This is a genomic window from uncultured Tateyamaria sp. (assembly GCF_947503385.1).
GTDB lineage: Bacteria > Pseudomonadota > Alphaproteobacteria > Rhodobacterales > Rhodobacteraceae > Tateyamaria.
Window position 1 is genome coordinate 267,542 of sequence record NZ_CANNDO010000005.1, and the last position, 23,520, is coordinate 291,061.

A 23,520-nucleotide genomic window follows, 5' to 3' on the forward strand; every position below is an offset into this window, starting at 1 on the left:
ATGGCATCGCATCTTGATACAAACGTCATTCCACCCAGCCGCCAGCGTGAGGCCCCGCGTTCGGGCCTGACGTGGATCGGACAAAGCATCAAACGGGTCGAGGATCCGCGCATCCTGACGGGCAATGGCGGCTACATCGACGATCTTAAAATGCCGGGTATGGCCCATGCCGCAATGGTGTCGAGCCCGCACGCCCACGCGCGCATTGTCAGTATCGACACGTCAAAGGCCAAGGCGCTGCCGGGGGTGATCGGGGTTTATACAGGCGAGGATCTGGCCGGTGTGGTCGACCCGTGCCCCAGCTTTGCGTCGCCGCCGGTTCCACAACACGCGATGGCCATGGGCAAAGTGCGCCATGTGGGCGAAGTGGTGGCGGCTGTTGTTGCCGATGACCGCTATATCGCCGAAGACGCCGCCGAGTTGATCGAGGTTGAGTGGGAAGTCCTGCCGGCGAATGTTGACATCGAAGCCTCTGCTGCGGCCACGGGTGATGCGTTGCTTCACCCGGACGACCGGGAAACAAATGTCGCTTTGGATGAAAGTTTCAGCTTTGGCCCCGTCGACGATGACTTTGCCGCCGCAGATCGGATCGTCAAACGCCGCTTGCGATGGCACCGCTCTTCCGCTCAGGCCATCGAGACCAGCGGCGTTGTCGCCCATTACGACGCTTACAAGGGCGGCTACACGATCCACTGCAATTCGAACTTCTACAATTTTATCCCCTTTGTGATCGGGGGATCGCTGCGAGTGTCTCCCGGTGAGTTGCGGATTGTACCTGTGCTCACAGGGGGCAGCTTTGGCTCCAAGGTGTTCTCGCACAAGATCATTATTTTGACGGGTGGTCTGTCGCGTCTGGCCGGTGTGCCGGTGAAATACATCGAAGATCGGTTGGAGCATTTTACAAACTCCGACAGCCATGGCTCTGATCGTCTGTATGATGCGGAACTGGCTGTGGACAAGGACGGCACGTTCAGATCGATGCGCTTTACCGTGATGGATGACTACGGGGCTTATCTGCAATTCGGCGTTGGCACCCACGGCAATGCGATGGCACAGGTGACGGGTCCCTATACGATCGGCAGTTTTGGGATGCGTGTGATGGCGGTGCTCACAAACAAATGCCAGCAAGGGCCATATCGCGGGTTCGGGTCGGAAGTCACGAACTGGGTGATGGAGCGGATGGTCGATGCCGCCGCCGACGAACTCGACCGCGACCCGGTCGAATTGCGTGAGCAGAACATGATCCAACCGGATGCCTTTCCCTACATGATCCCGACCGGGAACATTTATGACAGCGGCAACTTCCAAAAGGTGCTGGCAGAGGCCAAACAGATGTTCGATTTTGATGACTGGCGCGCCAAGGCCAAGGCCATGCGCGCCGAGGGTCGGTGCGTGGGCATAGGCCTTGCCACCTGCATGGAACGCAGCGTTTACGGTCCGACCGAGTGGTGGTCACTGAACAATAAGGCGACACCGGGCTTTACGTTGACGTCGACGCCCGAAGGGATCACGGCGCGGATTGATCCATCGGGCAAGCTGTTCATCACGTTGCATTCGCCGATGGTTGGCAATTCACCCGAGACCGTGGTGACACAGATCCTTGCAGAGCGTCTGACTGTGGCGCCGGAGGACATCGTGTTCAACTATTCCGACAGCCAGACCGGCTTTAATGGTGTGGGGCCGCAAGGCAGCCGCTTTACCGCGATGATTGCGGGGGCGTGTGTCAGCGCGTCGATCAAGTTGGAAGAGCGGCTCAAGCGGTTTGGTGCGCACATGCTGCAACGCCGTCCCGAAGACGTGGAACTGCGCAATGGTATGGTCGCGGTAAGGGGCTTGAAAGATCAGGAGAAAAGCTTTGCCGAGATCGCACTGACGTCGAGCTTTTTTCGCCTCAGCTTTCCAGATGGCGAAGAATTCGACAGCGGTCTGGAAACCACGGCAGTCTATGACCACCCACTGTCGACCGACCCGGATGAGGATCGAAAACACCTTGGGATATTCTACCCAATCGTGGGTCACATCTGTCACATTGTTGCGGTCGAAGTGGACCCGGGGACGGGCAAGGTCGAGATGCTGGATTACGCCGCTGTGCACGACAACGGCACCATCGTAAACCCGCGGACGCTGGCGGGGCAGGTTTGGGGCGGTACGGCCAACGGGATTGGCACAACGCTGAGCGAGCAGTTCCACTATAATGCAGACGGCCAATTCACAAATCCGAACTTTGCGGAATTCGCGATGCCGACAGCCAACGAGATGCCGCGCAACTTCAATCTGGGTCATGTTGAAACACCGTCACCCTATACCGAATACGGGATCAAGGGAGGTGGGGAAGGTGGACGTCTTGGGGCGCCCTCCGCATTGACCAGCGCGATAGAGAACGCGTTGCAAGACTATGGCGTCAAGATTGCCGCGCTGCCCGTCACGCCACCCGTTTTGCGCGGGTTGATCCGGGACGCGGAAAAGATTGCAGCGGAATAGCAAGACAGGAGCAAGCCCATGGCCACGCGGCGGCCCGTCATTGTGACCTGCGCGATTACGGGCGCAATCCACACGCCTTCGATGTCGCCCCATCTGCCGGTGACGTCAGAGGCGATTGTGGCCTCAGCAATCGAGGCGGCAGAGGCCGGCGCGGCAATCCTGCATCTGCACGCCCGCGACGAAGACACCGGCAAACCGGACCAGAGCGTCGAAGGGTTTGGCCGCATTGTGCCCGCCATTTCGGAAAAGACGAACGCAGTGCTGAATCTGACCACAGGCGGTAGCCCCTACATGACCGTCGAAGAGCGGGTCAGACCAGCGGCGCATTTTGCGCCACGACTGGCATCGCTTAACATGGGGTCGATGAATATGGGGCTGTTCCCGATGCTGGGGCGCCACACGGACATCGACGGGTGGGAACGTGACCATCTGGAAGGCTCGCGCGATCTCGTATTCCGCAACAGCTACAAAGACATTGCCTACGTGCTGGAGACGTGCCGCGATAACGAAACACGTTTTGAATTCGAATGTTACGACAGTGCGCACCTCTACAACCTTGCCTATTTTGCGGATCAGGGCGCGGTCGAACCGCCCTTTTTTGTTCAGACCGTGTTCGGTTTGTTGGGCGGGATAGGCGCGCATCCGGATGACGTATCTCATATGCGCCGCACCGCGCTCCGCTTGTTCGGGGATGATCTCGTGTGGTCAGCGCTTGGCGCTGGTGCCCACCAGATGCGGGTCGCGGCCATGGTGGCGGCCACTGGCGGGCATGTGCGGGTTGGTCTGGAGGATTCACTCTGGTCCGGGCCGGGTCAGCTTGCCCTGTCCAATGCAGATCAAGTACGTGCGGCCATAATAATTATTGAAAGGGTTGGCGGGCGTGCGGCCACACCCGAAGAAGCCCAGGCATTGTTGAAGCTGCGCCCGCAAGAGGACCGCAAATGAGCCACGACATTTCCCATGCCAGCCTGATACTGGATACAAACACCAAGCAAAGCGCCGATGCAGGCCCGCGCAAACCGGGCCGTCCCAAAGGTGGGCGATCCGACCAGACGCGCGAGATCATTCTTGACGCGGCTGAAAGGCTGTTTGCGGATCGTGGATATGATGGCACTTCGATCCGTGATGTCGCGTCCGGATGTGGTTTGCAGATTCATTCCATCGGATATCACTTTGGGCCCAAGGAATCCCTTTTTGATGCAGTCGTGGGGCGCCGGGCTGAAATCATGACGCGCTTGCGGCGCGAGGCGCTGGATGCGTCGCGTAAAAAGGCGGGCGCGCAGACCATTCCCGTGCGCGAACTAATCCGGTCCTATGTCGGACCGTTCATCAAGTCGGCCAGTCACGGCGATCCGGGATGGCGCAATTATGCAGCCCTGATGGGACGGCTGGCAAATTCGCCCTTGGGCACTGAAATCATCGCAAAATACTATGATGACACGGCGCGTGACTACATCACCGAACTCCAACGGTCCTTGGCGGGCGCGGAGCCCGAAGACGTTGTGGAAGGGTTCTCTGCGATGGTTGCGGCGATGCTGGGGATATGCGCCGCCACGGGCCGTCCCCAACGGCTTTCGGGGCGTGCCGCTCCGCGGACACCAGAGGACAGTTCCGAAACCCTTGTGCGCTTTCACACGGCGGGATTCTTGGCGCTTGCCGCCCTTCCGTAATGTCAGGACGACCGATGAAACAGGACCTACAGATTGGCCAGTGCCACACCCTAACTTCTGTCGCCGAGCCAAGCCGCTCCGCGATGGCCTTGGCGTCGCAAGGGGAAGCCTTGCCGGATGTTTTCGCGACGCCGTTCATGATTGCGGACATGGAACGTGCCTGTGCTGCCCTCCTTGACCCGCTGCTGAACAGCAACGAGGTCTCGGTCGGCGCACGTATTGAGGTTTCGCACACAGCACCTACGCCTATTGGCAGTGCGGTGTCGGCCACGGCCACATTCACCGAACACGCTGGCGCGCTCTATTGGTTTGATGTGATTGCCCAAGACGCGGCTGGACAAATTGGCAAAGGCCGGATCGCACGGGCCATCGTTGACCGCGCGACACTGATGTCCACAGCAGGAGCACGTGGATGACCGATCTTCGGATGCTCGGCGCTTTGGAACAAAAGGTGCTTTGGCTGGCCTGTTGGATCGTGCACAACGCCAACCATCTGCGCGACCCTGATGAGATCAAGATCGGTGGGCATCAGGCGTCGTCCGCTTCGATGGTGTCGATCATGACAGCTCTTTATTTTTCAGTCTTGCGACCCGAAGACCGGGTGGCTGTCAAGCCACATGCCGCCCCGGTTTTTCATGCGATTCAGTACCTTATGGGCAATCAATCACAGGAAAAATTGCAGAATTTCCGAGGCTACGGCGGCGCACAAAGCTACCCCAGCCGGACCAAGGATGTGGACGACGTGGATTTTTCGACCGGTTCGGTTGGACTTGGCGTCGCAATCACTGCCTTTGCGTCGATGGTACAGGATTATCTGCTGGCCAAAGACTGGTCCGACCTCGACACACCCGGTCGTATGATTTCGCTGATGGGGGATGCGGAACTGGACGAAGGCAACATCTATGAATGCCTTCAGGAGGGTTGGAAACACGGGCTGCGCAACACGTGGTGGATCATCGACTACAATCGGCAAAGTCTGGACGGAATCGTCAAGGAGGGTCTCAAGGACCGTATCGCGGGTATCTTTGAGACGTTCGGCTGGGACGTGGTAACCCTGAAATACGGCCAACGCCAAAGGGCGGCATTTGCGCAACCCGGCGGAGATGCGCTGCGCCAATGGATTGATGCCTGTCCAAATGCCGAATTCTCGGCTTTGACCTATCAGGGCGGGTCCGCGTGGCGGGCACGCCTGATGGCGGATATCGGTGATCAGGGCGACGTTTCGGCACTGCTCGATACATATGACGATGCAGCACTCGCGTTGCTGATGACCGATCTGGGAGGGCATTGTCTGGAAACGCTGACGTCGGCATTCAACGACATCGACCATGACCGGCCGACAGTGTTTATCACCTATACAATCAAGGGGTGGGGCACGCCGTTGGCTGGGCACAAGGACAACCATGCCGGACTGATGACCAAGTCTCAGATGGCGACGTTTCAGTCCGACATGGGCGTGCGCGAAGGCCATGAATGGGACCCGTTCGAAGGGCTTGAGAAACCACCCGAACAGGTGCGCGCGGCTTTGGAGACCGCCGCATTCTTCGCGCGCGGTCCAAGACGGTATCAGTCGCACCCTATCCCGGTGCCCGAAACCGGTGCGCCTGACGACAAGACGATTTCGACGCAGGCCGCGTTTGGGAAAATTCTGGATGCGATGGCCAAGGGCGACAGCTCGCTTGCCAGACATATCCTGACGATGTCGCCGGATGTCACTGTCAGCACCAACCTTGGACCATGGGTCAATCGCCGTGGATTGTTCGGCACGTCCGATATCGCCGACACATTCCGCAAAGCGCAGATCCCCAGCACACAGAAATGGCAGTTCTCCGCCGCCGGGCAGCATATCGAACTTGGGATTGCCGAGATGAACCTCTGTCTGCTGCTGGGGGCCGCGGGCATCAGCCATTCACTGTTTGGCACCCGGCTCTTGCCGATTGGTACGCTCTATGACCCGTTTATCAGCCGCGCGCTCGATGCGTTGAATTACGCCTGTTATCAGGACGCGCGCTTTCTTCTTGTTGGCACCCCGTCGGGCGTCAGCCTTGCTTCGGAAGGCGGGGCACACCAGTCGATCGCAACACCTTTGATCGGTATGAGCCAGGATGGTTTGGCCAGTTTTGAACCTGCATTCGCCGATGAACTTGCCGTGCTGATGGGCTGGAGTTTTGAATACATGCAGCGCGATGGCGAAGGCGTCATGGACGAACGCACATGGTTGCGGGACGAAACGGGCGGTGCAGTGTATCTGCGTCTGTCGACCCGTCCGCTTGAGCAACCGGGCCGGACGCTTGATGCAGAAGTGACCCAAGGGATCGTCGACGGCGCATATTGGCTTAGAAAACCCGGACCGAATTGTGATCTGGTGATCGCCTATCAAGGCGCCATCGCGACCGAGGCCATCGCTGCGGCAGGAATGCTGGCGGCGGATCGCAGGGATATCGGCGTTTTGGCTGTCACGTCGGCAGATCGTCTGAACGCCGGGTGGCAGGCCGCGCAGCGCGCCCGGGCGCGCGGGCGCGCGGCGGCACAGGCGCATATCGAAACGCTTTTGCAAACCGTCCCACGCCACGCCACCATCGTGACGGTGATAGACGGCCACCCCGCCACGCTGAGCTGGCTGGGCGGTGTTGGCGGGCACGTAACCGCAGGTCTTGGGGTTGAACACTTTGGCCAAACCGGTCGCATTGCAGATCTGTACCGGCATTACGGAATCGACGCCTACTCGATTTCAGTCACCGCTGGCGGTTTGTCGGCAGGCCGTTCTTTTCGCTTTGCGGCAGGGTGACCACTTCATAGAAAAATGGTCGTTAGATTGATTGCCCATAACTGAGATGCGACGCGTTTCTTAGGCTTCTGCCTGTTGCAGCTTCACTTACTTTCTTCGACGTGAATGCACGACGGTGTGTGGTTACCACGCCGGCTTATGCTCGGTTCCAGATTGCGCTGGCGGAGGAATGTCTGCCACGCCCGGGTGTTGATGCGCAGGAAGCCGACTTTGCAAAGTTTTGTGGCTAAGGTCTGTTTCGAACCCGCTGCTGAAGCAAGGCTTTGTGTTGCCTTTCCTTACAAACCGAACCTGATGGACCGTTTGGTGGTCCTTGCTGGCGAACTACTATCTTTCGTAGCCGAGAGCAGAGAAAAACATCAAAACCACTCAAACAGGCAGCCCACACTAAAATCCGCTTCACCTCAGCCGGAGTATCACGCAGCGGCACGGCAAGCGATCACGCAACTCGGTGCAACCGCGGACCGTGGTGAACTGCTCAGGTATGCAGAGAGCTTACTTAAAACCGCCTAACGACAACCAGTGGATATCCAGTAGTTAAGAGCACAAAACTCATCCAAATTCTCGTCAATACATCAGCGTCCGAGAATTAAAGGCACAGTGACAAGGGGGTATTTCGCGCGCGAGTCTAAATGAAGTACGCTTTCGTAGAGGCCCATCCTGCTGGGTTTTCGTCGTGTTCGGTCTGTCGTGCGCTCTGTCCATTTCTGACGACAGTATTTTCCTCGAGCGTAAGAAGATGCCCAATCTTTGAGGCATCCGTACAGCGCGATTTAGTACAGATTGACCGATTGGGCTATTGCAAATCGAAGAGTGCAAAATCCAGCCCACAGGCTTTCGCTTTGTACGGTAACCCCGAACGGAGTTGGGCAATGCCGGCAGAGAATACTTCTATCAGCGGTAGCGTATCGCAAGCATATTAGCCATTTTTGCGAGAAGCCGTGAGACTCCAAATTAATGCTTACAACTGGTGCGCGGCAGCACGATGATGAGTAGAGATGATTGGAATATGGGGGATCGAGCAGCACAGAACATTGATTCACGTCGTATGAATTATCTCGAGCGATTCAACAATTCTTTATTGTATCCGCAAATTCTTATACTGGCCCCTATTTGGAACCACAGGCGCTGACGTCAGACAGCCCGCTCAACGATGAGGGCGTTCAATGCCTTTGGCAACTGGGCCAACCACTCCTCGGGGACATCTACGATCAGCGCTTGCGCTCCGCCAAGGGCAAGCAGGGTCAGCGTGCCGACATCATCATCCGCCGCCGCGATCAGCTGCGACAGGCGCCGCTCACGGGATTGCAGTTGTGGCGCCAAAAGCGACAGCGCGCGCCGGTCCAACTGGGCCGGGTCAGGGCTCAGCGTCTCGTAGGCCGCGACCACGTCGCGCAGCGCGGCCCCCTTGCACCAGGACAGTGCAATGGCACCGTATTGTGTCACGCCCAAAGCGTCGATCAGCGCGTGCCAACGCGTTACCGGGCACGTTTCCAAAGATCGCAGCACGGCCTGTGTGTTCTCGTCGATCGCATTTCGCCGCTGCTGCGCGCGCAGGCCCTCGGGTATGCTTTCATAGCTGACCGCATCGGCGTGCAGTCCCATCCACACATCCGCGAGGGTCAGATTTTCAGGAACCAGCAATGCGCCGGTCATCGGGTCAGGTGTTTTTGTCATCACCGGTCAGGCCCAAAAGCTCAGCCCTCATCCGCGAATGTGGTCGCAGCGCCGGCTGCCACGCTGCCACCGCAGCCTATGCCGTCGCCGATGCGGGCAAGGGACTTTCCATTGACGAAAACCGTGGGCGAGCCGCCGGAAACCGACCGTCCATGGGGCGGGCAGTTGCTGCAACCGTGCGGGGCGACGGCATCCCCTTGCCGCAAGGCAGGAATGGACTCAATAAAGACATTTCCACTGCCCACGATCGCGGGCGTCGGCGGAAAACACCCGTGACCGCTGCAAATGTCACCCTTGCGGGAGGCTTTGGGCATCTTGGTCTCCTCTTTCTGTAGCTTTTGCCTTTGAGCACTTTGATGCCAACGGGCTACGGGTCAATCAGCGCTGAAAGGCGTGTTGCCCCGGCAAGGGACCGCAGAACAAGCAGTAACCCGGGCGCCGCCGTGCGTTGGCTGAGTTCTGTGCAATCCGGCGATGTCGCCAGCGCCATCGCGACAGGCGCTTTGAAGTCCGGGCGGACATCCGGCGCAAAATCGGCCGTCACTTCGGTCTCGCTGACGCGCGTCAGCAGCAGATCCACGGGAAACAGTTTTCGTTGTGGGTTGGTGGGCGTTCCGGCCACAACCATGACGGCGCCATTCATTCGGCAAAACGCGGATGTATCGACGACAACCGTCGCCCCGACGGCCAGCGTTATCAGCAGTGGCCGCCCTACCCTTTCCCCGGTGGTCTGGGCGTCGAGGTCAAGTTGAAAACCGTTGTCCTGCGCCGATACCATCTGCGGTGCGGCCAACACGGCCAGAGCACACATCAATAAAAATTTCTTCATGTTTGGTCCCTTCTGAATGGGCGCCCTATGGTCATCACGTTTTTTGCAACTCACAATAGAAAGGACGCGGGCAGGTACAAGATCAATACAAATCCAAAGCTGCGCGCGATACGCGATTTGATGTCTCGATTGGGGACTGTTGCGTTAGTTTCCTAGGGCGCATGATGGTTGATGTTGGGCTTTGGTTTATGCGGGTTCGAAGAGCTGGTTGATGAACTGGATCTCGCCGCTGACGCCTGGATCTCTGCTGTGGATGTGGCCGCGTTTGATTGTTCTGATCGTTTCGAGGCCGCTCAGGGTTGCTTTGGCTGATCGCAGGGAGCGAAAGTTCTGGCGATGGCCGAGTAGCCGCTTCATAGCTGCATAATCGCTCTTGATCAGATTGATGCGCCATTTTTTGATCGATGTGTCTGATACCGTCAAAGTGAGGATCATAATGGCAATTGATCTTACGAATGACGCGTCGATAGCCGTGCGCCTTGTCCGTCACGATCGTGACCGGCGGATGTGGCCCGACACGTTCAATCGCCTTGTTCAGAAAGGCTTTGGCCGCTTTCGCATCCCGTTTGACAATTAGGCGGAAGTCCATCATCTGGCCGTTCGCATCAATGGCACGCCAAAGGTAACGCCATTTTCAGCCAACCCGGATGTAGGTCTCGTCGACGTGCCAATCGGCGCTGGCGTGGCGCAGGTACTTTTTCGTCCTTTTGGTGAACTCGGGCCCAAACTTGATCACCCAACGGTACACGGTTGAACGATCAACACTTATGCCACGCTTGGCCATCAGTTCCACAACATCCCAACAAGATAGTGGATATCGCAGATACCACCGTACTGCGCAAAGGATGACGTCACGTGGAAAACGATGGTGCTTGAACGGAAAACTACGCGACATACTCGGAGGCTGCTCGAACCGTGCGATTGATGCAAAAGCCCCTCGTTGCGGCAAACTGCGGGTGCGGTGCGCGGGTGCGTGCAGACAAACTGGTGACACACGCGGCGAGGGTGGTAACATCCCGGCCAATTGGCCCGGTTCGGTACGGTGCCTTGCCATGTTCCAGGTTCGAGGCAGCGCGCAGATGGCGTCAAAGCAACATTCTTCATGGCTGATCAAGTCGCCGGTGCCCCACCGGCAGGACGTGTTTGCGCACCATGATATTGCGGGGCTGACCCCGCTGGACGCGCAGATGGGGGTGCGCACGCCGAAATGCGTGCCGGATGCGCTGGTGGGGCCGCTGTTTGGTCCTGCTGAGGATGGCGCGCCGCTGCACACCTACGCCATTCTGGATGCGGCCAAGCTGTCCTTGTTGCCCGATATAATCGAGGCGTCGGAGGCCCAACGGGCCTGCTTGTTTCAGGGTGACGCCGCGACCGAGTTGCGGGATCTGTCGCCCTGGCTGGTGGCGCTGGGGCAGGGGGACCGGCTGACGCGGGCACTGATGACTGACTGTGCAGGCCCGACGGGTCTGTGGGCGCGGGATCTGGGTCTGATGCTCCGCTGTGCGGCCCCGTTTGATCAGGTCTGGCAGCATTTGCGGCGCTTTGTCCGCTTGCGGCAGGCGGATGATGACGCTTGGTTTTACTTTCGGTTCTGGGAACGGCACGTGCCGCTTGGCCTTGCCAGCGCGCAAGCCGAAGCACCCGCCGCGCTGTTGCAGGCGCTGATGGCGCCGGTCGACGGGCATCCGCAACGCTGGGTGATGATCGACCCGATTGGCCATGTGGCGGATGTTCTGGCGCTGCGCGATCCGCCTGTGGGCCGGGTCGCTGTGCCACCGCTGCACCGCGACACAGTGGACGCGCTGGCGCGCAGCACCACCGCCGCCCAGATGCGCGATGAAATCCACACGGCGCTGCGGGACGTGCCGCCCGCCGTTCGCGCAGCCTATGGGTCGGAACCGGGTCTGGCCGATCTGTGGCAGGCGCTGCACGGGGCGCAGTTCAAGCTGCGCGACCACCGGATCGAGGCTATCCGGGGCTATCTGACGCTGGTGCTGGCACATCAGCGGGACGCCGCTTGGTCCATTCTGACCCGGAAGGAGCAGGGACCGAAAATCAGGTTGTGGCATCTGAATCGCGCGGTGGAGGCCGCCGCATGAGGCACCACCGCATCACGACATTGCTGCTGGCCGCTATGCTGGCGCTTTCAACACATGGAGCCGCTATGGCCGATCAAGAGCTGACATTTCAGACGTGGTGCATCGGGCGGCACAGTGTCGACATCCCCACGGATTTTGAGCCGCTCGAAGACTACGGCACCATCAACGCCATGCAGGTGGAGGCACTTGGCCCCGGCGATCAGGAGACCTTGGACAAACTGGTGGCCCAACGGGCCGAGGCGCTGGCTACCGGTCAGGCCACCCATGAGGATGTGCCGCTGGTGGCACGTGGCCGTTACCGTGAAAGCGAATTGCAGGTGCTGGCCCATGAGCTGGAATTCGGGCAAGAGCCCGGCACCTCCTACACCTGGACCGAAGAGGCTTATGTGCTGCGCGACGGTGCGATGATGCGTGTGGTGCAGGTTCTGTCCGACGACGAAGAGGAGACCCCCCGCGCGCAGATGCTTGATTTGGCGCGCAAGGTGATTCCGCGCAGCCGCGCCGGTGTGCCCAAGAGCGCAGGCAGCTGTTTGCCAGAAGCGTTTGCCACCGTGCCCGCCACCACCGAGGTGCACGGCATGACCTTTGTGCCCAAGGACGCGGACGGGGCACCGGTCGGCCTCGAGATTATGATCCTGTCGCGCAGCCCCGATGATCCGGTCCTGGACCCGGATTGGCCTGACGGCGAAAACCCCCAGCCGATCACCATCGCCGGACTCGAGGGGCAGCTGTTGCATGACCCGGATCGGCTGGGCCCGACGCGGCTTGCCGTTGTCCACCGTGCGGCAGAGCCAGCGGCACCGGCATTGCGGATCGAAGTGTTTTACTATGACGAACGGGCTGAACCGGGCGCGGCACCTTATTCGGATGGATATGCCGCCGAACTCTGGAATCGGGTTGTCACCAGCTTTCGCGTTTTAGGTACCGCGCCATAATGGCCGTTGCTGAATGTCCCGAACCCAGTGCGCTGCCCATCGTCTTTGTCCCCGGCATCATGGGTTCGCGTCTGCGCAGAAACGGTGGGCGGCTGGTGTGGGACCCGGACAACATCATCGACTTGAACCCGTTTGCGCGCAGTCAGGGGTCCGCCGCGGCCAATGCCACTGCCGGTGCCGCGACCAAGCGGCGCAATATGGTGGGACCGCCCGGGCGCGGATTTTCCGACGATTATCTGGTGGTGGACCGGGGCGTCGTGGGCGGGAGTCTCACCCAGACGCGTATTGACCGGGGTTGGGGCGGGCTGCATCAAAGCTCGTATCTCAGCTTTTTGTCGTGGCTCGACAACACCGCGCAGCAACCCGCGTCGGGGCAAGTGCCGCGAGGCTGTCATGCCGTGCAATACGAGGTGTTTGCCCACCCCTACAACTGGACCGCCGACAATCGCACCTCGGCCCGGGGATTGCGCCAGACCGTGGCGCAGGCGGTGGCCGAAACCACTGAAAAGTGGGCGCATCGCCCGGAAATCCGCATTCTCAAGCCGGTGCTGGTAACCCATTCCATGGGCGGGCTGGTGGCGCGCGCCTTTACCCAAATTCAGGGTGGGGCGGGGGACGTGCATGGCGTCATCCATGGGGCCATGCCCACCGACGGATCGCCCGCCACCTACAAACGTATGCTGTCGGGGTTCGAGGGTATGTTGAGTGTTGTGCTGGGCTATGATCAGGGGCAGGTGACGGCCACGGCGGGCAATATGCCCGGCGCGTTGCAGCTGTTGCCGAATGTGCGGCACCAGTCTGTTGACCGCTCGACCGACTGGCTGCGGCTGATCAAACGTGACGGCAGCCTGCGCGCCTCGTATCCCAGTGGCGATCCCTACCGCGAGATTTATGCCCGACCGCCACCCGTCTGGTGGCGCCTGATCCACGAACGTTATCTGGACCCGCAGGGCGACCCGAACGGGCGGTCGGCGCGGGCGCAATCGATGACGCAGATCGGCAAGGCCCGCACCTTTGATCAGGCGTTGTCCAGCAACGGGTTTCACCCCAACACCCGCATGTTCTATGCCGACGATTCCGGGCATCTGTGCTGGGACAAGGTTGAGTGGAAGCAATCGGCGTCACAGGATGCCGTGGCTTCGGGGCAGACGTTTTACAACAACGGTCTGGGCCGGATGCAGTGGGGCCGGTGGTACAATCCGCCTTCCATGGGAATGGGGATGCCGGCGCGGCCGGTGTTCCTGCCCAACACGCGCTATGACATTGAAGATGCGGATGCGCCCGGGGACGGCACGGTCCATGCCGGGTCGGGCCGCCATGTGAGCGGGCCCATGTCAGAACCAACCCGGCGCGGGTTCGACCATCAGGAGGCCTATGGCGAAAGCTTTATCCGGCCGCTCATGGCCGAGTGGCTGTTTGACATGGTGCTTGAACAGCTATGAGCGACACGCCGCGCACAGACAGCGCCGATGACCCATGGCGTACCGGCGGTGATGCGGCACAGCCCTGTGACGCTGATGGCGCAGGGGACAGAGACTTTGCCGTAAACACGCTTGAGGGCATTGTCCCGCTGGACCCGCAATTCGGTGTGATCGACCCACAGGTCGTGCCCGAGACGCTGGAGGAGATCACATTTGGCGGCGCTGCTGACCAACTGACATATGCCATCCTTGATGCGGCGAGGATCGACGGGCTGGCCGAACGATTGGAAAACGCGGGCCTGCCCCATGCCTGCCTGTTCAGCAATACCGATGATCTGGGCGGCGTTGCGCCATGGCTGGTCGAGATCGACCGCGCCGCACCGCTGACCCGCCAGATGTTCACCGACGGCGAAGGGCCGCGCGCGCTGTGGCGGACGGATGCGGGTGTGTTGCTGCGCACGGTGCTGCCGTTGGCCGACCTGCGCGCGCATCTGCGACGCTTTACCCAAGTGCGCATGGCGGCGGATGCCGACCCTGTCTTTTTCCGGTTTTGGGACCCGCGGGTGATGTCCCGCTATCTGCACAGCCATGACCCGGAGGCGCGCGAAGCCGTGACCGCCATGCTGGGCGGCACAGAGATCATTGCGATCGACCGCCACAACGCGCGTGCGGTTCATGCCACCGTGCGCGCGCCCCGGGGCCGCCCGCCCCGCATCTGGCCCAAGTTGCGCACCGACCTATCCCCCATCCGGCTTGAAATTTTTTGCGAGGATCTGGCCGATCGCATCGCCACAGACATCCCGCCGCTGGCCGATGTGCCCCGCGCCGAACGGCGCGAGATTGTCACCGGGTTGGTGCAGGCCGCCCGCGGCATCGACCTGCGGCTGGACAAATCCGTAACGCGCTATGTGTTTGCCGCGCTGATGATCGGGGGGCAGCCTGAAACGGATCCTCGTTTTGCTGATATCATCGACAGCCCGCGCCACGAGCTTGACCGCTCACGCCAGATACTGAACCTTGCAAAAGCGGTGTAAAGGAGCGTCCCCCAATGGCAGCCATCAATTGTGACGATCCCGAGGCCCGCTGTGCCGACGGCAATCTGTTCCGCCTTAACGCGGAAAATGCATCCCTGACGGTTGAAGGACTGGTCAACGGCCAATCTACCGGCGCCTTGCCCCATGGCGAACGGATGATCCTGCCCAACACGCTGGACGGCACGACCAACACGCTGGCGGTCAAGCTGAACGGCACCACCCACAACATCTGTTCGCTGGACGACATGAACATCACCCGGCCACAGGATGTGGGGGTGCTGATCAGCGAGGTGCCGCAAGGCGCACCAACCACTGGCGGGGCCACTGAACAGGACATGCTGGTGCTCGAAGTACCGGGGCCGCTGGTCGCCGCCGCCCCGCCCGAAGGTGAAATCGACATCGACGGTGCCCCCAATGGCGTGCTGATGTGGGCGGCGTTGTCGATCCTTGCGACGCTTGAAGTCATTGACGAAGCAACCGGAATGCAAGCGCTGTTTGCCGACACGGACGGCTATGTGGATTTGCGCATGACTGGCACAGACGGGGCACCCGCGCTGGCGGACATGGCCGCCGCTGCCGCCTCGCGCAACGGACGGGCGGCGCTGCGCGCAATCCTTGATGGCGGTCGCGGGGCGTTGAACGTGGCGCAGAATGCAGCCGGAAACCTGATAATCGTGGCGCGGATGAAGGCCGGGATTGCGCGGCAACTCGGGGTTGGCATTGCCGCCGCGTTGGCCCGGTCGCGACTGTCGGTTGTGGTTGCCGGCACACGCGGTCAACTGGGCGCGCCCGCGGCTGCCGCGCAGGCGGGCAGCCGCATACCGGTGGTGGGTTTTGTCATCGTCGGGACGATCAACTTTTTGCAGTGGTACGAAGACCCGACCTCGCGCGGGGACTGGCAGCGGCTTTTTAGCATGATGGTTGTGGATGGCACTGCGCTTGTCATTTCGGCGGCGGTGGCCAACGCCGCGGCTGGCATGGCCATTGGTGCGCTTGCCGTGGCTGGCACACTCACCGTCGGAGCCGCCGTAGTCGTTGCCGGTGTTGCCATAGTGGCCGGGCTGATCGCCGGTGCCATCGTGACGGCTGTCGCGCGGCATTTTGATCTGGAAAACAAGTTCTACGGCATGATGAGCGCGGTGGGCCGCGGGCTGAACAGTGTCGCGCAGGGTGCCACGGAAATCACCGGGCGTTTTGCCGACACTTTGGGTGAAATCGTCGAGGACTATCGCCAGATGGGTGAGGACATCCAGCGCGAGTGGAACAGTGGGTGGGGGCAGATCAGGCGCAATCTGATGTCCGGGCGACCCAGTGGATTGTTCTGAATGACGGGCCTTGCCGCGATCCTGCGCACCCGTTTCACATTCGGAACAACGCCCGATACCGTGCCGGTGTCGCTGGGCCGCAATGCCCTTGTGCTGCTGGCGCTAAGCCCCGGTGTCTTTGTCGCGGCGCTGACGCAACTGGCCGCGCCGTTTGGCCCGTTCCGGGGTGAGTTCGGCCCGGGCGTGATGCTCATGAGTTATTTGGGAACCGGGATAATGACGGCCTTTGCGCTTGCCGTCATGGGGCTGATCTGGACGCGAAGGGCGGCGGGAGTGGTGCCCGGTTTCCTGAGCCTTTTATATTTCAGTTTTATCACCAGTGCCCTGATGATTGCGGTGATGCCCATCGGATCGCTGTCACTGCTGATTGGCACCGTTCTGCTTGCCGGTTGGTCGGTGTTTGGGCTGCTGAACGTGAATCGCCGGGTGCAGGATGCGACGCTGCGGGCCGTCCGCGCACAGCGTCTTTTTGTAAAAGAGGGCACCACCTACCTGCTGCCTGCTTCCGCGCTGGGGGGCAAAGACTGTCTGGCCACCAACGCGGTGCGCGGGCTGCGCAACGGCTACGCCGTCTTTCTCGAGTTCATCGGAGCCCTCGCGGTCATAGGTGTCGGCGGTTTCCTCGTGCCAGTGGCCATTGCAACCGACTTTGGCAGTCAGGGCCTGATTGCACCGATACTGTGGTTCTTTTCCGTGAGCATGTTTTTGGTCGTGCGCGGAGTGCTGAACGTGCATCTGGTTGTCGCGCGCGCCATGGCCGCGGGACCAGTGCACGAGCCATAGCAGGCTCAGGGCAGGCACTTTGCCATGGGGGAGCCGGTGATAATGGTGCCCCCGTGAGACGTGGTTGAGCCCAGATAAGCCACCGGCTTGCCGTCCGCAGTGGCCATTGACGACCCCTTGATGATGGTGGCGCCGCAAGCCGTCTTGTCGCCGACCCGTGCGACGGGCAGGTTGTCACATGTGTGGCTGGGGCTGCCCTCCACAATTGGTGTGACGACCTTGCAGAGGGGGCAGGCGTGTTTGTCGGTGACGCGGGCAACAGGCAACATGGCTTACATCCTTGTGACGGAAATCATTGGTGTGGCAACGGGGCAGGGCACATCGCTACTCCTTTTGCTTGATGCATTCTTCGACCAGCGGCAGCGCGTCCTTGGCGGCGCCTTGCAGGGTGGGCACTTGCGCGCTGCCTGCTCCGCCCATCGACACCGATCCCTTGAGGTTGATCTTGGCGGCCTCCAGCGTAATGCCAGAGCTGTCGATGGTGATCTTGCCGCCAGGTCCCTTGATGGTGAACTTTTCGAACGCCATCAGGGTGTGTTTGCCAGTGTTGTTGGTGATCGACTGAGTGACATCGAGGGTCGATTTGCCCATCACCGTCTCTTCGTGATTGCGACCGATCTGGACGAGATGGTCGGCGTAGATGTCCTGTTTGTGGATGTTGCCAACATAATGGACGTGGTCCTTGCCATAGCGTTCCTGTTGATCGCGGCCCACCTGATAGGTCACATCCTGTCCGATGGTTTCGCGCTGGTCGCGGCCAACGGTCAGGGTTTCGTCCTGGCCCACGACTTGGGTGCGGTCGCGCCCGATTGAGTTGGTTTCGTCCCGGCCAATGGATTTGCTGCGGTCGTTCAGGATTTCGATCTGCTGGTCCTTTTGGCCGTGCATGTAGATCAGTTCCTGATCGCGTTCGTCCTCGAACATCAGTTCGTTAAAACCGCCGCCCTGATGGGTGTCGGATTTGAAAGTCGAGCGGGTCTTGTTCGCGGGCAGGGGGTAGGGCACCGGATTGGCCCCGTTGTAAACGCAACCCGTCACCAGGGGCTTGTCCGGGTCACCTTCGAGGAATTCGACCACGACCTCCATGTCGATGCGCGGGATCACCATCCCGCCCCAGCCCTTGCCCGCCCAGTTCTGGCTGACCCGGCAGCGCATCGAAAAGGCGTTGTTCAGATCCCAGTGGAACCGCACGAGGATGCGCCCGTACATGTCGCAATCAATCTCACCTTCACCCACGACGACAGCCGTTTGCGGGCCGTGCACCAACGGCACATGGGTGCGCCGTTCGGGGCGCAGGGGTTCGGTGCTGGGCATCAGCACATAGTCGCCCTCGTAGGCCTCTTCCGATCCTTTGGCATCGCCCGATCCATAGGCCTGGGCGCGGTAGGTGTGCAGTGCCTTCAGGCACAGCATCCGCTGACCTGTCACGCCGGGGATCGTGTCGCCCACCGGTGTCACGCACCAGCCCGCGCCAAGGCTCGCCACGTCGCCCTTGGCAATGTAGCGCACCGCCTGCCCCGCTTCGGCCTGTACCCGCCGCGCGACAACGTCACGGCCATAGCCTTCTTCGAGATAGTCGCCGGGCCAGTCAAAGCTTTCTACATCGCCATGCGCATGGGTGGCGTCGCCGGCTTGTCCGACCTCCTGCGTCGCGTGCGGTATCTTGAAATTATACTCTGTCAGGCGCACCGCGCCCGTGGTCACACGCGACCCGCCTCGCCATTCATAAAAATGTTCTTCGTCGTGCATGTGATACCCTTCAACGCCGTAATAGGGCCGTGCGGCCCCCGGCACTTCGGGGTGAAAGGACACCTGATCCGTCAGCATCAGCGTGTGGTTGCCTGCCTCATGGCGCCAGTGCCACGAGATGCCGAAACGTTCCATCTGGCGGCGCGCGAAATCGGCGTCGCTTTCGCGGTACTGCACGGTGTATTCCAGCTTGGGGTAATCGTCGGACAGCTCGTGTTCCATGTGCGGGCTGCCCATGGCGGCATAGGGGCTGAGCACCTCGGTCAGGATTTCGATCACGGTCATGTCGTGGAAAATGCGTTGGTTGCGGCGCAGTCCTGCGATATGCAGCCACGGCCGCAGCACGATATCGTAGCGGTTGCCGTTTTCTTCCATGCCGCACCATTGGGCCTGCGTCACGATCCCGTCGAAATGGCGCTGCCCACCGGCCACCTCAAGTTCGATTGTGGCATGGGTGCCCAGCAGGGCGTTCAGGTCGACATCGGCATCCGCCGACAGCGCCTCAATCTGCCAGGTGAAATCGCCTGACATCTCTTCCTGACCATCCATGCGCAACAGGGCCAGGACGTTTGCACCCAGGACCGTCTGCAACCGCGCCCGGCGATTACTCTGGAGGAATGGAGCGTTCATGTGCGTCACCGTACAACAAAGGGTTCAACTGGATCGCTCAAAAGTAGCAAGGAACTGCGGGCTTGTCGCCATATCGATTGCGGCCCGGCAGGTTGCGCAGTTTGAGGCCTGTAAAACGCCTCTCCCGCATGACGGGATAAGGTGTTAACGTCCGAAAAACCGGGAACTTTATGGCACAATACAGCACACATCCAGGGGCTGCAGACGCGTTGGCGGCGGCATTGGCCGAATTGGGACCGATGACCCAGACAATCAAGCCGCCCGATACGGCGGTTTCCCGCTATGTAGGCCGGGTGCCGGATATCTTGCTGGACCTGTGGACGGGCACCGGTGTGGGCGACCTGCGCGACGGGACGCTGCGGCTGTGCCTGCCGCTGGAGCTGGCCCCGCAGATCGCTGATCTGTTCCGCGGCGATCCGGATTTTGGCTTTCCCCGCGATGTGGAGGACCACCGCCCGGTGATCGCAGCGGACGGCACGCCGACCCGGCGCGATACCGATGTGCACGCGGTGGCGCATACGGTCTTTGGAGATCTGTTCCTGTGGAGCGAACGGCACGGGCTGATGCATGTGAACATCGTTCAGGGCCTGATTGAAGCGCCGTTCCTGTTTGCGCCGGACGCGGCGCCCCATCCCGACGATGCGACCATAAACCTGATCCTGCGTACCGATCCGTTCCTTCTGGATATGGATGACCGCGATATGCAGCCGATGCACGGGAGGGCGTTGGAAAAATTCGGGCCTTTGCGGCGCATGTTCATCTACGCGCCCGGTCCCGCCGCCACCCATGATCCGATCCCGACGGTGGATGCGCTGTTCCCCCACACTTTCCCCGAATGGCTGGAAGAACGCATCCGTTCGAAACGCTGGTTCTTGTCGGATATGTCCACGCAGCGCTTTGATGTGCGCCCCATCGGCCTGCGACCGGAGGCAACGCGATGATGCGCGTTTTGCCCATGTTTGCGGTACTGGCGCTGACGGGGTGTTTCGGGTCCGCCCCGGAACGGATGAACCTGAGCTTTGGAACCTACAGCGCGACCCCGGCCGTGATCACGGCGCTGACGATAAACGGCGTGACACCTTCCGTTCTGTTGCCAAGCGTGCAGGCGGGGCGCGCAGATGCGGTTCCGATCCGTAACAGTTCGGGGACATATCTGCTGGCATGGCCCGGTGACACCGATACAGCGGTGATCGAAGCAACCTGGGTCGAACTGCTGAGTGATCGCGCCTACACTGCGGGCGCAGAAGTCAATACCGCCGACCTGCATCAGACCAAGACCGCGTTTCAGACCGCATATGTGCTGCTGATTTTCGGTCCCCACGGGCTGATGATCGTGGGCAGTGACGCACCGCAAGCCACCCCGGAGCCGCACGACCTTGCGCGCATTTGCGGCGTACGACGTCCCGCGCTGGACTATGATTTCGCGGCCAAGCCGCGCGCCCATCCCCGTCTGTCCGAAACGCTTGCCGAAACCTACCCGCCCGTGTCCGGGACCACCGAATGCCCGGAGCCCGGTAAATGACATCTGTTGGTGATCAGGCCGCTGCGGCCAATGCTCAAGACGGTACAGTTGGATCCGTTGGCTCGGTCGCGGCCACATGCCCGTCCGTCGCACTGGAAATCGGTGTGTTTTTTGATGGCACCGGCAACAATTCGGCCAACACCGGCACCGGCGCGGGCTTAGGTCGTGGCACGAGCTACGGCAATGCGCTGTCCAACGTCGCGCTGCTGCGCGAGCTTTACAAGGTCAAACGCGACGACTGGGAACAGGACGGGACCGGGTATTGCCGCAAGTTTGGCGTGATTTATCAGGACGGTATCGGCACGACGGGCGGCGAGTCCGATTACAGGCCCTCGAACATGGGCGGTCAGATCACCGGCATGGGCCCTTCCGGGGTCGAGGCGCGGGTCTTTGATGCCTGCATCAAGCTGGGGGACATCATCCGGGAACTTGGCGCAGGGGTCGAGCCGGATGAGATTATCGTGGATGTTTTTGGCTTTAGCCGTGGAGCTGCGGCGGCGCGCTATTTCGTCAACTGCTTTCGGCAGGGGTTCATCCAGTACAACGCCGTGGACTGGAGCATCTGGCGCGGCGTGCATATTGATGAAAACCGCGCGTCTGTCCCCGAAGGCCGCAATGTCACCTTCCGCTTTATGGGTATCTTTGACACCGTGGCCGCCATCGGTTTGGGAACCAATGATGACAACGGCCCCGTGAATGTCCATTGCAGCACGGCGCAGGCCGACCGCATCTTTCACCTGACGGCGGCCAATGAGTTCCGCGAGAATTTCCGGCTGAACCACAACGTGCCAGGTGGCGGCGATACGCGGGAATTGCCCGGCGCGCATTCCGACGTGGGTGGCGGATACAATGATGGCCCCGAAAGCGTCCTGCTGGAACGGGGGCAGGACCACACGTTTCACACCCGCGCAGCCGCCGAGGCGGCGCGGGCCGCCCATGTGGCGCAGGCACAGGCCGCCCAGACCGACATCACCAGCTTTTTCGTGCGCGAAGGCTGGATCGAACCGGGCAATCCTTCCGGCGCGCTTCAGAATATGCCAACCGAGATTGTCGAACGCCGGGTCCGCGGCATCAGCGGTATGATCCTGGCCAACAACACTTACACGTACACCACGTCCACGCGCATGACGCGGGACAATGTGGCGGCAGGCCTGTCACGCATCCCGCTGCGCATCATGTATGACGCAGGTAAGGACAGCGGCGTGCCATTTCTCGCCTATCCGCAGGGCAACGTGCTGTATGACCCACCTGACGGGTTGCCTGCTGGCGTGGCGGACCGGATGATTGCGGGCGGCGCGCCGACCGAAACGGAACGGCGCACGATATTGCAGGGATGGGGTCACATTTCGTCCCGGCTGGACGGTGTGGTGGACAGGTTGGGTTTTGGCCCTGATGTCGGGTTCGAAAGGGTTGTTTATCCTAACGTCGCCTCGCGCGCCAAATAGTCCCGCTCCAGAACTTTCATCCGTGCCGAAACGTCTGCAAAACGGTCCTCGACCGGGTCCGGGCGGGCAAGGGCGGCGGCAATCAGTCCGTCTGGATCACTGTCCAGCACATCCGGCCCGTAGTGCACGGCCCAAGCGCAAAAGGTGAACAGCATGTCGCGCCGCCAAAAGCCAAGGCCGACCATCCGGTCGACCATCGCGCTGACCACAGCGGGCAATTCATCGGCCAGCGCGTCCACCGCATCGGGAAATGTCCGGGCCAGCCGTTCGGCCAGTTGCGCCTTGTCGCGCCGCCATTGCAGATCGCGCAGGGCGTCGGTCTCTTCGGCTGCGAGGGCAAAGGCACCGCGCAGCTCCGGGGTTTGGTCGGGGACAGGCCCCGGGCACACCTGTGTCAGGCCTACTCCGTCCAGCCAGGTGGGAATCACGATTGCCTCAAGCGGTGCAGCGTCGCGCGGGTACATCCAGCGATGCGCCACATCCGCACGTGGTGCGATGGCCCGGAAGTAGACCGCTGCCGCATCAGGCTCCCAAAAGCGAAAGAAATAGGTGCGGCCCGTGCTGTCCTCGACCCGCAGAAAGCGGCGCAAATGACGCCGCAGCGTATCCATGTCCAACCCGGACCGGATCACAATACCTGCACCCGCTCGCATCAGCCCGTGCACGCCCGCCGCGTCATCGGGCACATCGCAGAACATTTGCCGCAGCAGCGGCGTATCCGGTTGCATCTGCGCCAACCACGGCGCGGCTTCGCCCGCATCCTCTGCCATGTCGCCGGAAAACAGGCAGACATGCAGAACGCCTTGGGCGACCAGCTTTTCCGGCAAGCCGGGCACGCGTCCGCCATCCAAGATGGCAAAAACGGTAGCCCGGTCCGGAAACAGCACCGCTTCGAGACGTTGACCCAGCTCCTTGTCCACACCAGGGCCCGTGCTCAATGGCAAATCGAATGAGTCCTGCGAGATGTCGAGATACATCGCTTTCCGTTCCGCGTGTTGTCAATTGTTGTGGGTACAACATGCGCCGACAACACGGCAGTGGCTACATCTGGATTTTGTCTGACGTCAGCGCCTATGGGTCCAACTAGGTCGATTTGATAAGAGAGGGTTTGTTGCTCATCGTCACCACCAAG

21 protein-coding genes and 1 pseudogene are annotated in these 23,520 nt (G+C 60.9%); 14 read left to right on the forward strand and 8 right to left on the reverse strand.

Going from position 1 to position 23,520, the window contains the following annotated elements; all coding sequences use genetic code 11:
- Genes Q1A85_RS17175 through Q1A85_RS17195 form a run of 5 tightly spaced genes read left to right on the forward strand, consistent with a single transcriptional unit; the run spans position 1 to position 6,939 of the window.
- Positions 1 to 2,481, forward strand: a complete 2,481-nt coding sequence (locus tag Q1A85_RS17175; RefSeq protein WP_299692217.1) for a xanthine dehydrogenase family protein molybdopterin-binding subunit — start codon at positions 1 to 3, stop codon at positions 2,479 to 2,481.
- 18 nt (positions 2,482 to 2,499) lie between these two features.
- Positions 2,500 to 3,426, forward strand: coding sequence for a 3-keto-5-aminohexanoate cleavage protein (locus Q1A85_RS17180; RefSeq protein WP_299692220.1), 927 nt, complete (start codon positions 2,500 to 2,502; stop codon positions 3,424 to 3,426).
- Positions 3,423 to 4,151: a TetR/AcrR family transcriptional regulator gene (locus Q1A85_RS17185; protein ID WP_299692223.1), complete on the forward strand. Its 729-nt coding sequence runs from the start codon at positions 3,423 to 3,425 to the stop codon at positions 4,149 to 4,151. The genes Q1A85_RS17180 and Q1A85_RS17185 overlap by 4 nt, the downstream gene beginning before the upstream one ends.
- A gap of 14 nt (positions 4,152 to 4,165) precedes the next feature.
- Positions 4,166 to 4,567, forward strand: coding sequence for a hypothetical protein (locus Q1A85_RS17190; protein WP_299692226.1), 402 nt, complete (start codon positions 4,166 to 4,168; stop codon positions 4,565 to 4,567).
- Positions 4,564 to 6,939 carry a transketolase gene (locus Q1A85_RS17195; protein WP_299692229.1) on the forward strand — a complete coding sequence of 792 codons (2,376 nt, stop codon included), beginning with the start codon at positions 4,564 to 4,566 and terminating at the stop codon, positions 6,937 to 6,939. The genes Q1A85_RS17190 and Q1A85_RS17195 overlap by 4 nt, the downstream gene beginning before the upstream one ends.
- Positions 6,940 to 8,073: 1,134 nt before the next feature.
- Here Q1A85_RS17195 and Q1A85_RS17200 read toward each other — a convergent pair.
- The 5 genes and pseudogenes from Q1A85_RS17200 to Q1A85_RS17220 form a co-directional block, all read right to left on the reverse strand.
- Positions 8,074 to 8,616, reverse strand: coding sequence for a hypothetical protein (locus Q1A85_RS17200; RefSeq protein WP_299692232.1), 543 nt, complete (start codon positions 8,614 to 8,616; stop codon positions 8,074 to 8,076).
- Between the two features lie 20 nt (positions 8,617 to 8,636).
- A complete protein-coding gene (locus tag Q1A85_RS17205) occupies positions 8,637 to 8,930 on the reverse strand; it encodes a PAAR domain-containing protein (RefSeq protein WP_299692235.1) in 294 nt (97 codons plus the stop codon).
- 53 nt (positions 8,931 to 8,983) lie between these two features.
- Positions 8,984 to 9,445, reverse strand: a complete 462-nt coding sequence (locus Q1A85_RS17210) for a hypothetical protein (RefSeq protein ID WP_299692238.1) — start codon at positions 9,443 to 9,445, stop codon at positions 8,984 to 8,986.
- A gap of 186 nt (positions 9,446 to 9,631) precedes the next feature.
- Positions 9,632 to 9,880: a DDE-type integrase/transposase/recombinase gene (locus Q1A85_RS17215; RefSeq protein WP_299692241.1), complete on the reverse strand. Its 249-nt coding sequence runs from the start codon at positions 9,878 to 9,880 to the stop codon at positions 9,632 to 9,634.
- Between the two features lie 10 nt (positions 9,881 to 9,890).
- Positions 9,891 to 10,037 (reverse strand): annotated as a pseudogene (locus tag Q1A85_RS17220) (DDE-type integrase/transposase/recombinase); the annotation flags it as partial.
- 460 nt (positions 10,038 to 10,497) lie between these two features.
- Here Q1A85_RS17220 and Q1A85_RS17225 point away from each other — a divergent pair.
- Genes Q1A85_RS17225 through Q1A85_RS17250 form a run of 6 tightly spaced genes read left to right on the forward strand, consistent with a single transcriptional unit; the run spans position 10,498 to position 17,042 of the window.
- On the forward strand, positions 10,498 to 11,544 hold the full coding sequence (locus Q1A85_RS17225) for a DUF4123 domain-containing protein (RefSeq protein WP_299692244.1): 1,047 nt from the start codon (positions 10,498 to 10,500) through the stop codon (positions 11,542 to 11,544).
- Complete coding sequence (locus Q1A85_RS17230; protein ID WP_299692247.1) at positions 11,541 to 12,479, forward strand: hypothetical protein; 939 nt, start codon at positions 11,541 to 11,543, stop codon at positions 12,477 to 12,479. Before Q1A85_RS17225 ends, Q1A85_RS17230 begins: the two co-directional genes overlap by 4 nt.
- Positions 12,479 to 13,921, forward strand: a complete 1,443-nt coding sequence (locus tag Q1A85_RS17235; protein ID WP_299692250.1) for a hypothetical protein — start codon at positions 12,479 to 12,481, stop codon at positions 13,919 to 13,921. The genes Q1A85_RS17230 and Q1A85_RS17235 overlap by 1 nt, the downstream gene beginning before the upstream one ends.
- Positions 13,918 to 14,934, forward strand: coding sequence for a DUF4123 domain-containing protein (locus tag Q1A85_RS17240; protein WP_299692253.1), 1,017 nt, complete (start codon positions 13,918 to 13,920; stop codon positions 14,932 to 14,934). The genes Q1A85_RS17235 and Q1A85_RS17240 overlap by 4 nt, the downstream gene beginning before the upstream one ends.
- 14 nt (positions 14,935 to 14,948) lie before the next feature.
- A complete protein-coding gene (locus Q1A85_RS17245; RefSeq protein WP_299692256.1) occupies positions 14,949 to 16,259 on the forward strand; it encodes a hypothetical protein in 1,311 nt (436 codons plus the stop codon).
- Complete coding sequence (locus Q1A85_RS17250; RefSeq protein WP_299692258.1) at positions 16,260 to 17,042, forward strand: hypothetical protein; 783 nt, start codon at positions 16,260 to 16,262, stop codon at positions 17,040 to 17,042.
- Between the two features lie 5 nt (positions 17,043 to 17,047).
- On the opposite strand, the gene Q1A85_RS17255 is transcribed toward Q1A85_RS17250, so the two are convergent.
- Positions 17,048 to 17,311 (reverse strand): PAAR domain-containing protein, encoded by a 264-nt coding sequence (locus Q1A85_RS17255; RefSeq protein ID WP_299692260.1) that lies wholly within the window; start codon positions 17,309 to 17,311, stop codon positions 17,048 to 17,050.
- Between the two features lie 55 nt (positions 17,312 to 17,366).
- Positions 17,367 to 19,421: a type VI secretion system tip protein TssI/VgrG gene (gene tssI, locus Q1A85_RS17260; protein WP_299692262.1), complete on the reverse strand. Its 2,055-nt coding sequence runs from the start codon at positions 19,419 to 19,421 to the stop codon at positions 17,367 to 17,369.
- A 170-nt stretch (positions 19,422 to 19,591) separates the two neighbouring features.
- Here tssI and Q1A85_RS17265 point away from each other — a divergent pair, with 170 nt between their 5' ends.
- From Q1A85_RS17265 to Q1A85_RS17275, 3 genes are read left to right on the forward strand one after another with little or no spacing between them, the layout of a single operon-like run.
- A complete protein-coding gene (locus Q1A85_RS17265; RefSeq protein ID WP_299692264.1) occupies positions 19,592 to 20,362 on the forward strand; it encodes a GAD-like domain-containing protein in 771 nt (256 codons plus the stop codon).
- Positions 20,359 to 20,943 carry a hypothetical protein gene (locus Q1A85_RS17270; protein ID WP_299692266.1) on the forward strand — a complete coding sequence of 195 codons (585 nt, stop codon included), beginning with the start codon at positions 20,359 to 20,361 and terminating at the stop codon, positions 20,941 to 20,943. The genes Q1A85_RS17265 and Q1A85_RS17270 overlap by 4 nt, the downstream gene beginning before the upstream one ends.
- Positions 20,940 to 22,388: a DUF2235 domain-containing protein gene (locus tag Q1A85_RS17275; protein WP_299692268.1), complete on the forward strand. Its 1,449-nt coding sequence runs from the start codon at positions 20,940 to 20,942 to the stop codon at positions 22,386 to 22,388. Before Q1A85_RS17270 ends, Q1A85_RS17275 begins: the two co-directional genes overlap by 4 nt.
- Here the strand turns inward: Q1A85_RS17275 and Q1A85_RS17280 are convergent.
- Positions 22,358 to 23,365, reverse strand: a complete 1,008-nt coding sequence (locus tag Q1A85_RS17280) for a DUF4123 domain-containing protein (protein WP_299692271.1) — start codon at positions 23,363 to 23,365, stop codon at positions 22,358 to 22,360. The two genes, Q1A85_RS17275 and Q1A85_RS17280, sit on opposite strands and share 31 nt — an antisense overlap.
- Between the last annotated feature and the right edge of the window lie 155 nt (positions 23,366 to 23,520).

Bases quoted from the DNA above. Each gene is read 5' to 3' on its own strand.
- Q1A85_RS17175 (WP_299692217.1), top strand. From the start codon at position 1: ATGGCATCGCATCTTGATACAAACGTCATTCCACCCAGCCGCCAGCGT.
- Q1A85_RS17180 (WP_299692220.1), top strand. From the start codon at position 2,500: ATGGCCACGCGGCGGCCCGTCATTGTGACCTGCGCGATTACGGGCGCA.
- Q1A85_RS17185 (WP_299692223.1), top strand. From the start codon at position 3,423: ATGAGCCACGACATTTCCCATGCCAGCCTGATACTGGATACAAACACC.
- Q1A85_RS17190 (WP_299692226.1), top strand. From the start codon at position 4,166: ATGAAACAGGACCTACAGATTGGCCAGTGCCACACCCTAACTTCTGTC.
- Q1A85_RS17195 (WP_299692229.1), top strand. From the start codon at position 4,564: ATGACCGATCTTCGGATGCTCGGCGCTTTGGAACAAAAGGTGCTTTGG.
- Q1A85_RS17200 (WP_299692232.1), bottom strand. From the start codon at position 8,616: ATGACAAAAACACCTGACCCGATGACCGGCGCATTGCTGGTTCCTGAA.
- Q1A85_RS17205 (WP_299692235.1), bottom strand. From the start codon at position 8,930: ATGCCCAAAGCCTCCCGCAAGGGTGACATTTGCAGCGGTCACGGGTGT.
- Q1A85_RS17210 (WP_299692238.1), bottom strand. From the start codon at position 9,445: ATGAAGAAATTTTTATTGATGTGTGCTCTGGCCGTGTTGGCCGCACCG.
- Q1A85_RS17215 (WP_299692241.1), bottom strand. From the start codon at position 9,880: ATGATCCTCACTTTGACGGTATCAGACACATCGATCAAAAAATGGCGC.
- Q1A85_RS17225 (WP_299692244.1), top strand. From the start codon at position 10,498: ATGTTCCAGGTTCGAGGCAGCGCGCAGATGGCGTCAAAGCAACATTCT.
- Q1A85_RS17230 (WP_299692247.1), top strand. From the start codon at position 11,541: ATGAGGCACCACCGCATCACGACATTGCTGCTGGCCGCTATGCTGGCG.
- Q1A85_RS17235 (WP_299692250.1), top strand. From the start codon at position 12,479: ATGGCCGTTGCTGAATGTCCCGAACCCAGTGCGCTGCCCATCGTCTTT.
- Q1A85_RS17240 (WP_299692253.1), top strand. From the start codon at position 13,918: ATGAGCGACACGCCGCGCACAGACAGCGCCGATGACCCATGGCGTACC.
- Q1A85_RS17245 (WP_299692256.1), top strand. From the start codon at position 14,949: ATGGCAGCCATCAATTGTGACGATCCCGAGGCCCGCTGTGCCGACGGC.
- Q1A85_RS17250 (WP_299692258.1), top strand. From the start codon at position 16,260: ATGACGGGCCTTGCCGCGATCCTGCGCACCCGTTTCACATTCGGAACA.
- Q1A85_RS17255 (WP_299692260.1), bottom strand. From the start codon at position 17,311: ATGTTGCCTGTTGCCCGCGTCACCGACAAACACGCCTGCCCCCTCTGC.
- tssI (WP_299692262.1), bottom strand. From the start codon at position 19,421: ATGAACGCTCCATTCCTCCAGAGTAATCGCCGGGCGCGGTTGCAGACG.
- Q1A85_RS17265 (WP_299692264.1), top strand. From the start codon at position 19,592: ATGGCACAATACAGCACACATCCAGGGGCTGCAGACGCGTTGGCGGCG.
- Q1A85_RS17270 (WP_299692266.1), top strand. From the start codon at position 20,359: ATGATGCGCGTTTTGCCCATGTTTGCGGTACTGGCGCTGACGGGGTGT.
- Q1A85_RS17275 (WP_299692268.1), top strand. From the start codon at position 20,940: ATGACATCTGTTGGTGATCAGGCCGCTGCGGCCAATGCTCAAGACGGT.
- Q1A85_RS17280 (WP_299692271.1), bottom strand. From the start codon at position 23,365: ATGTATCTCGACATCTCGCAGGACTCATTCGATTTGCCATTGAGCACG.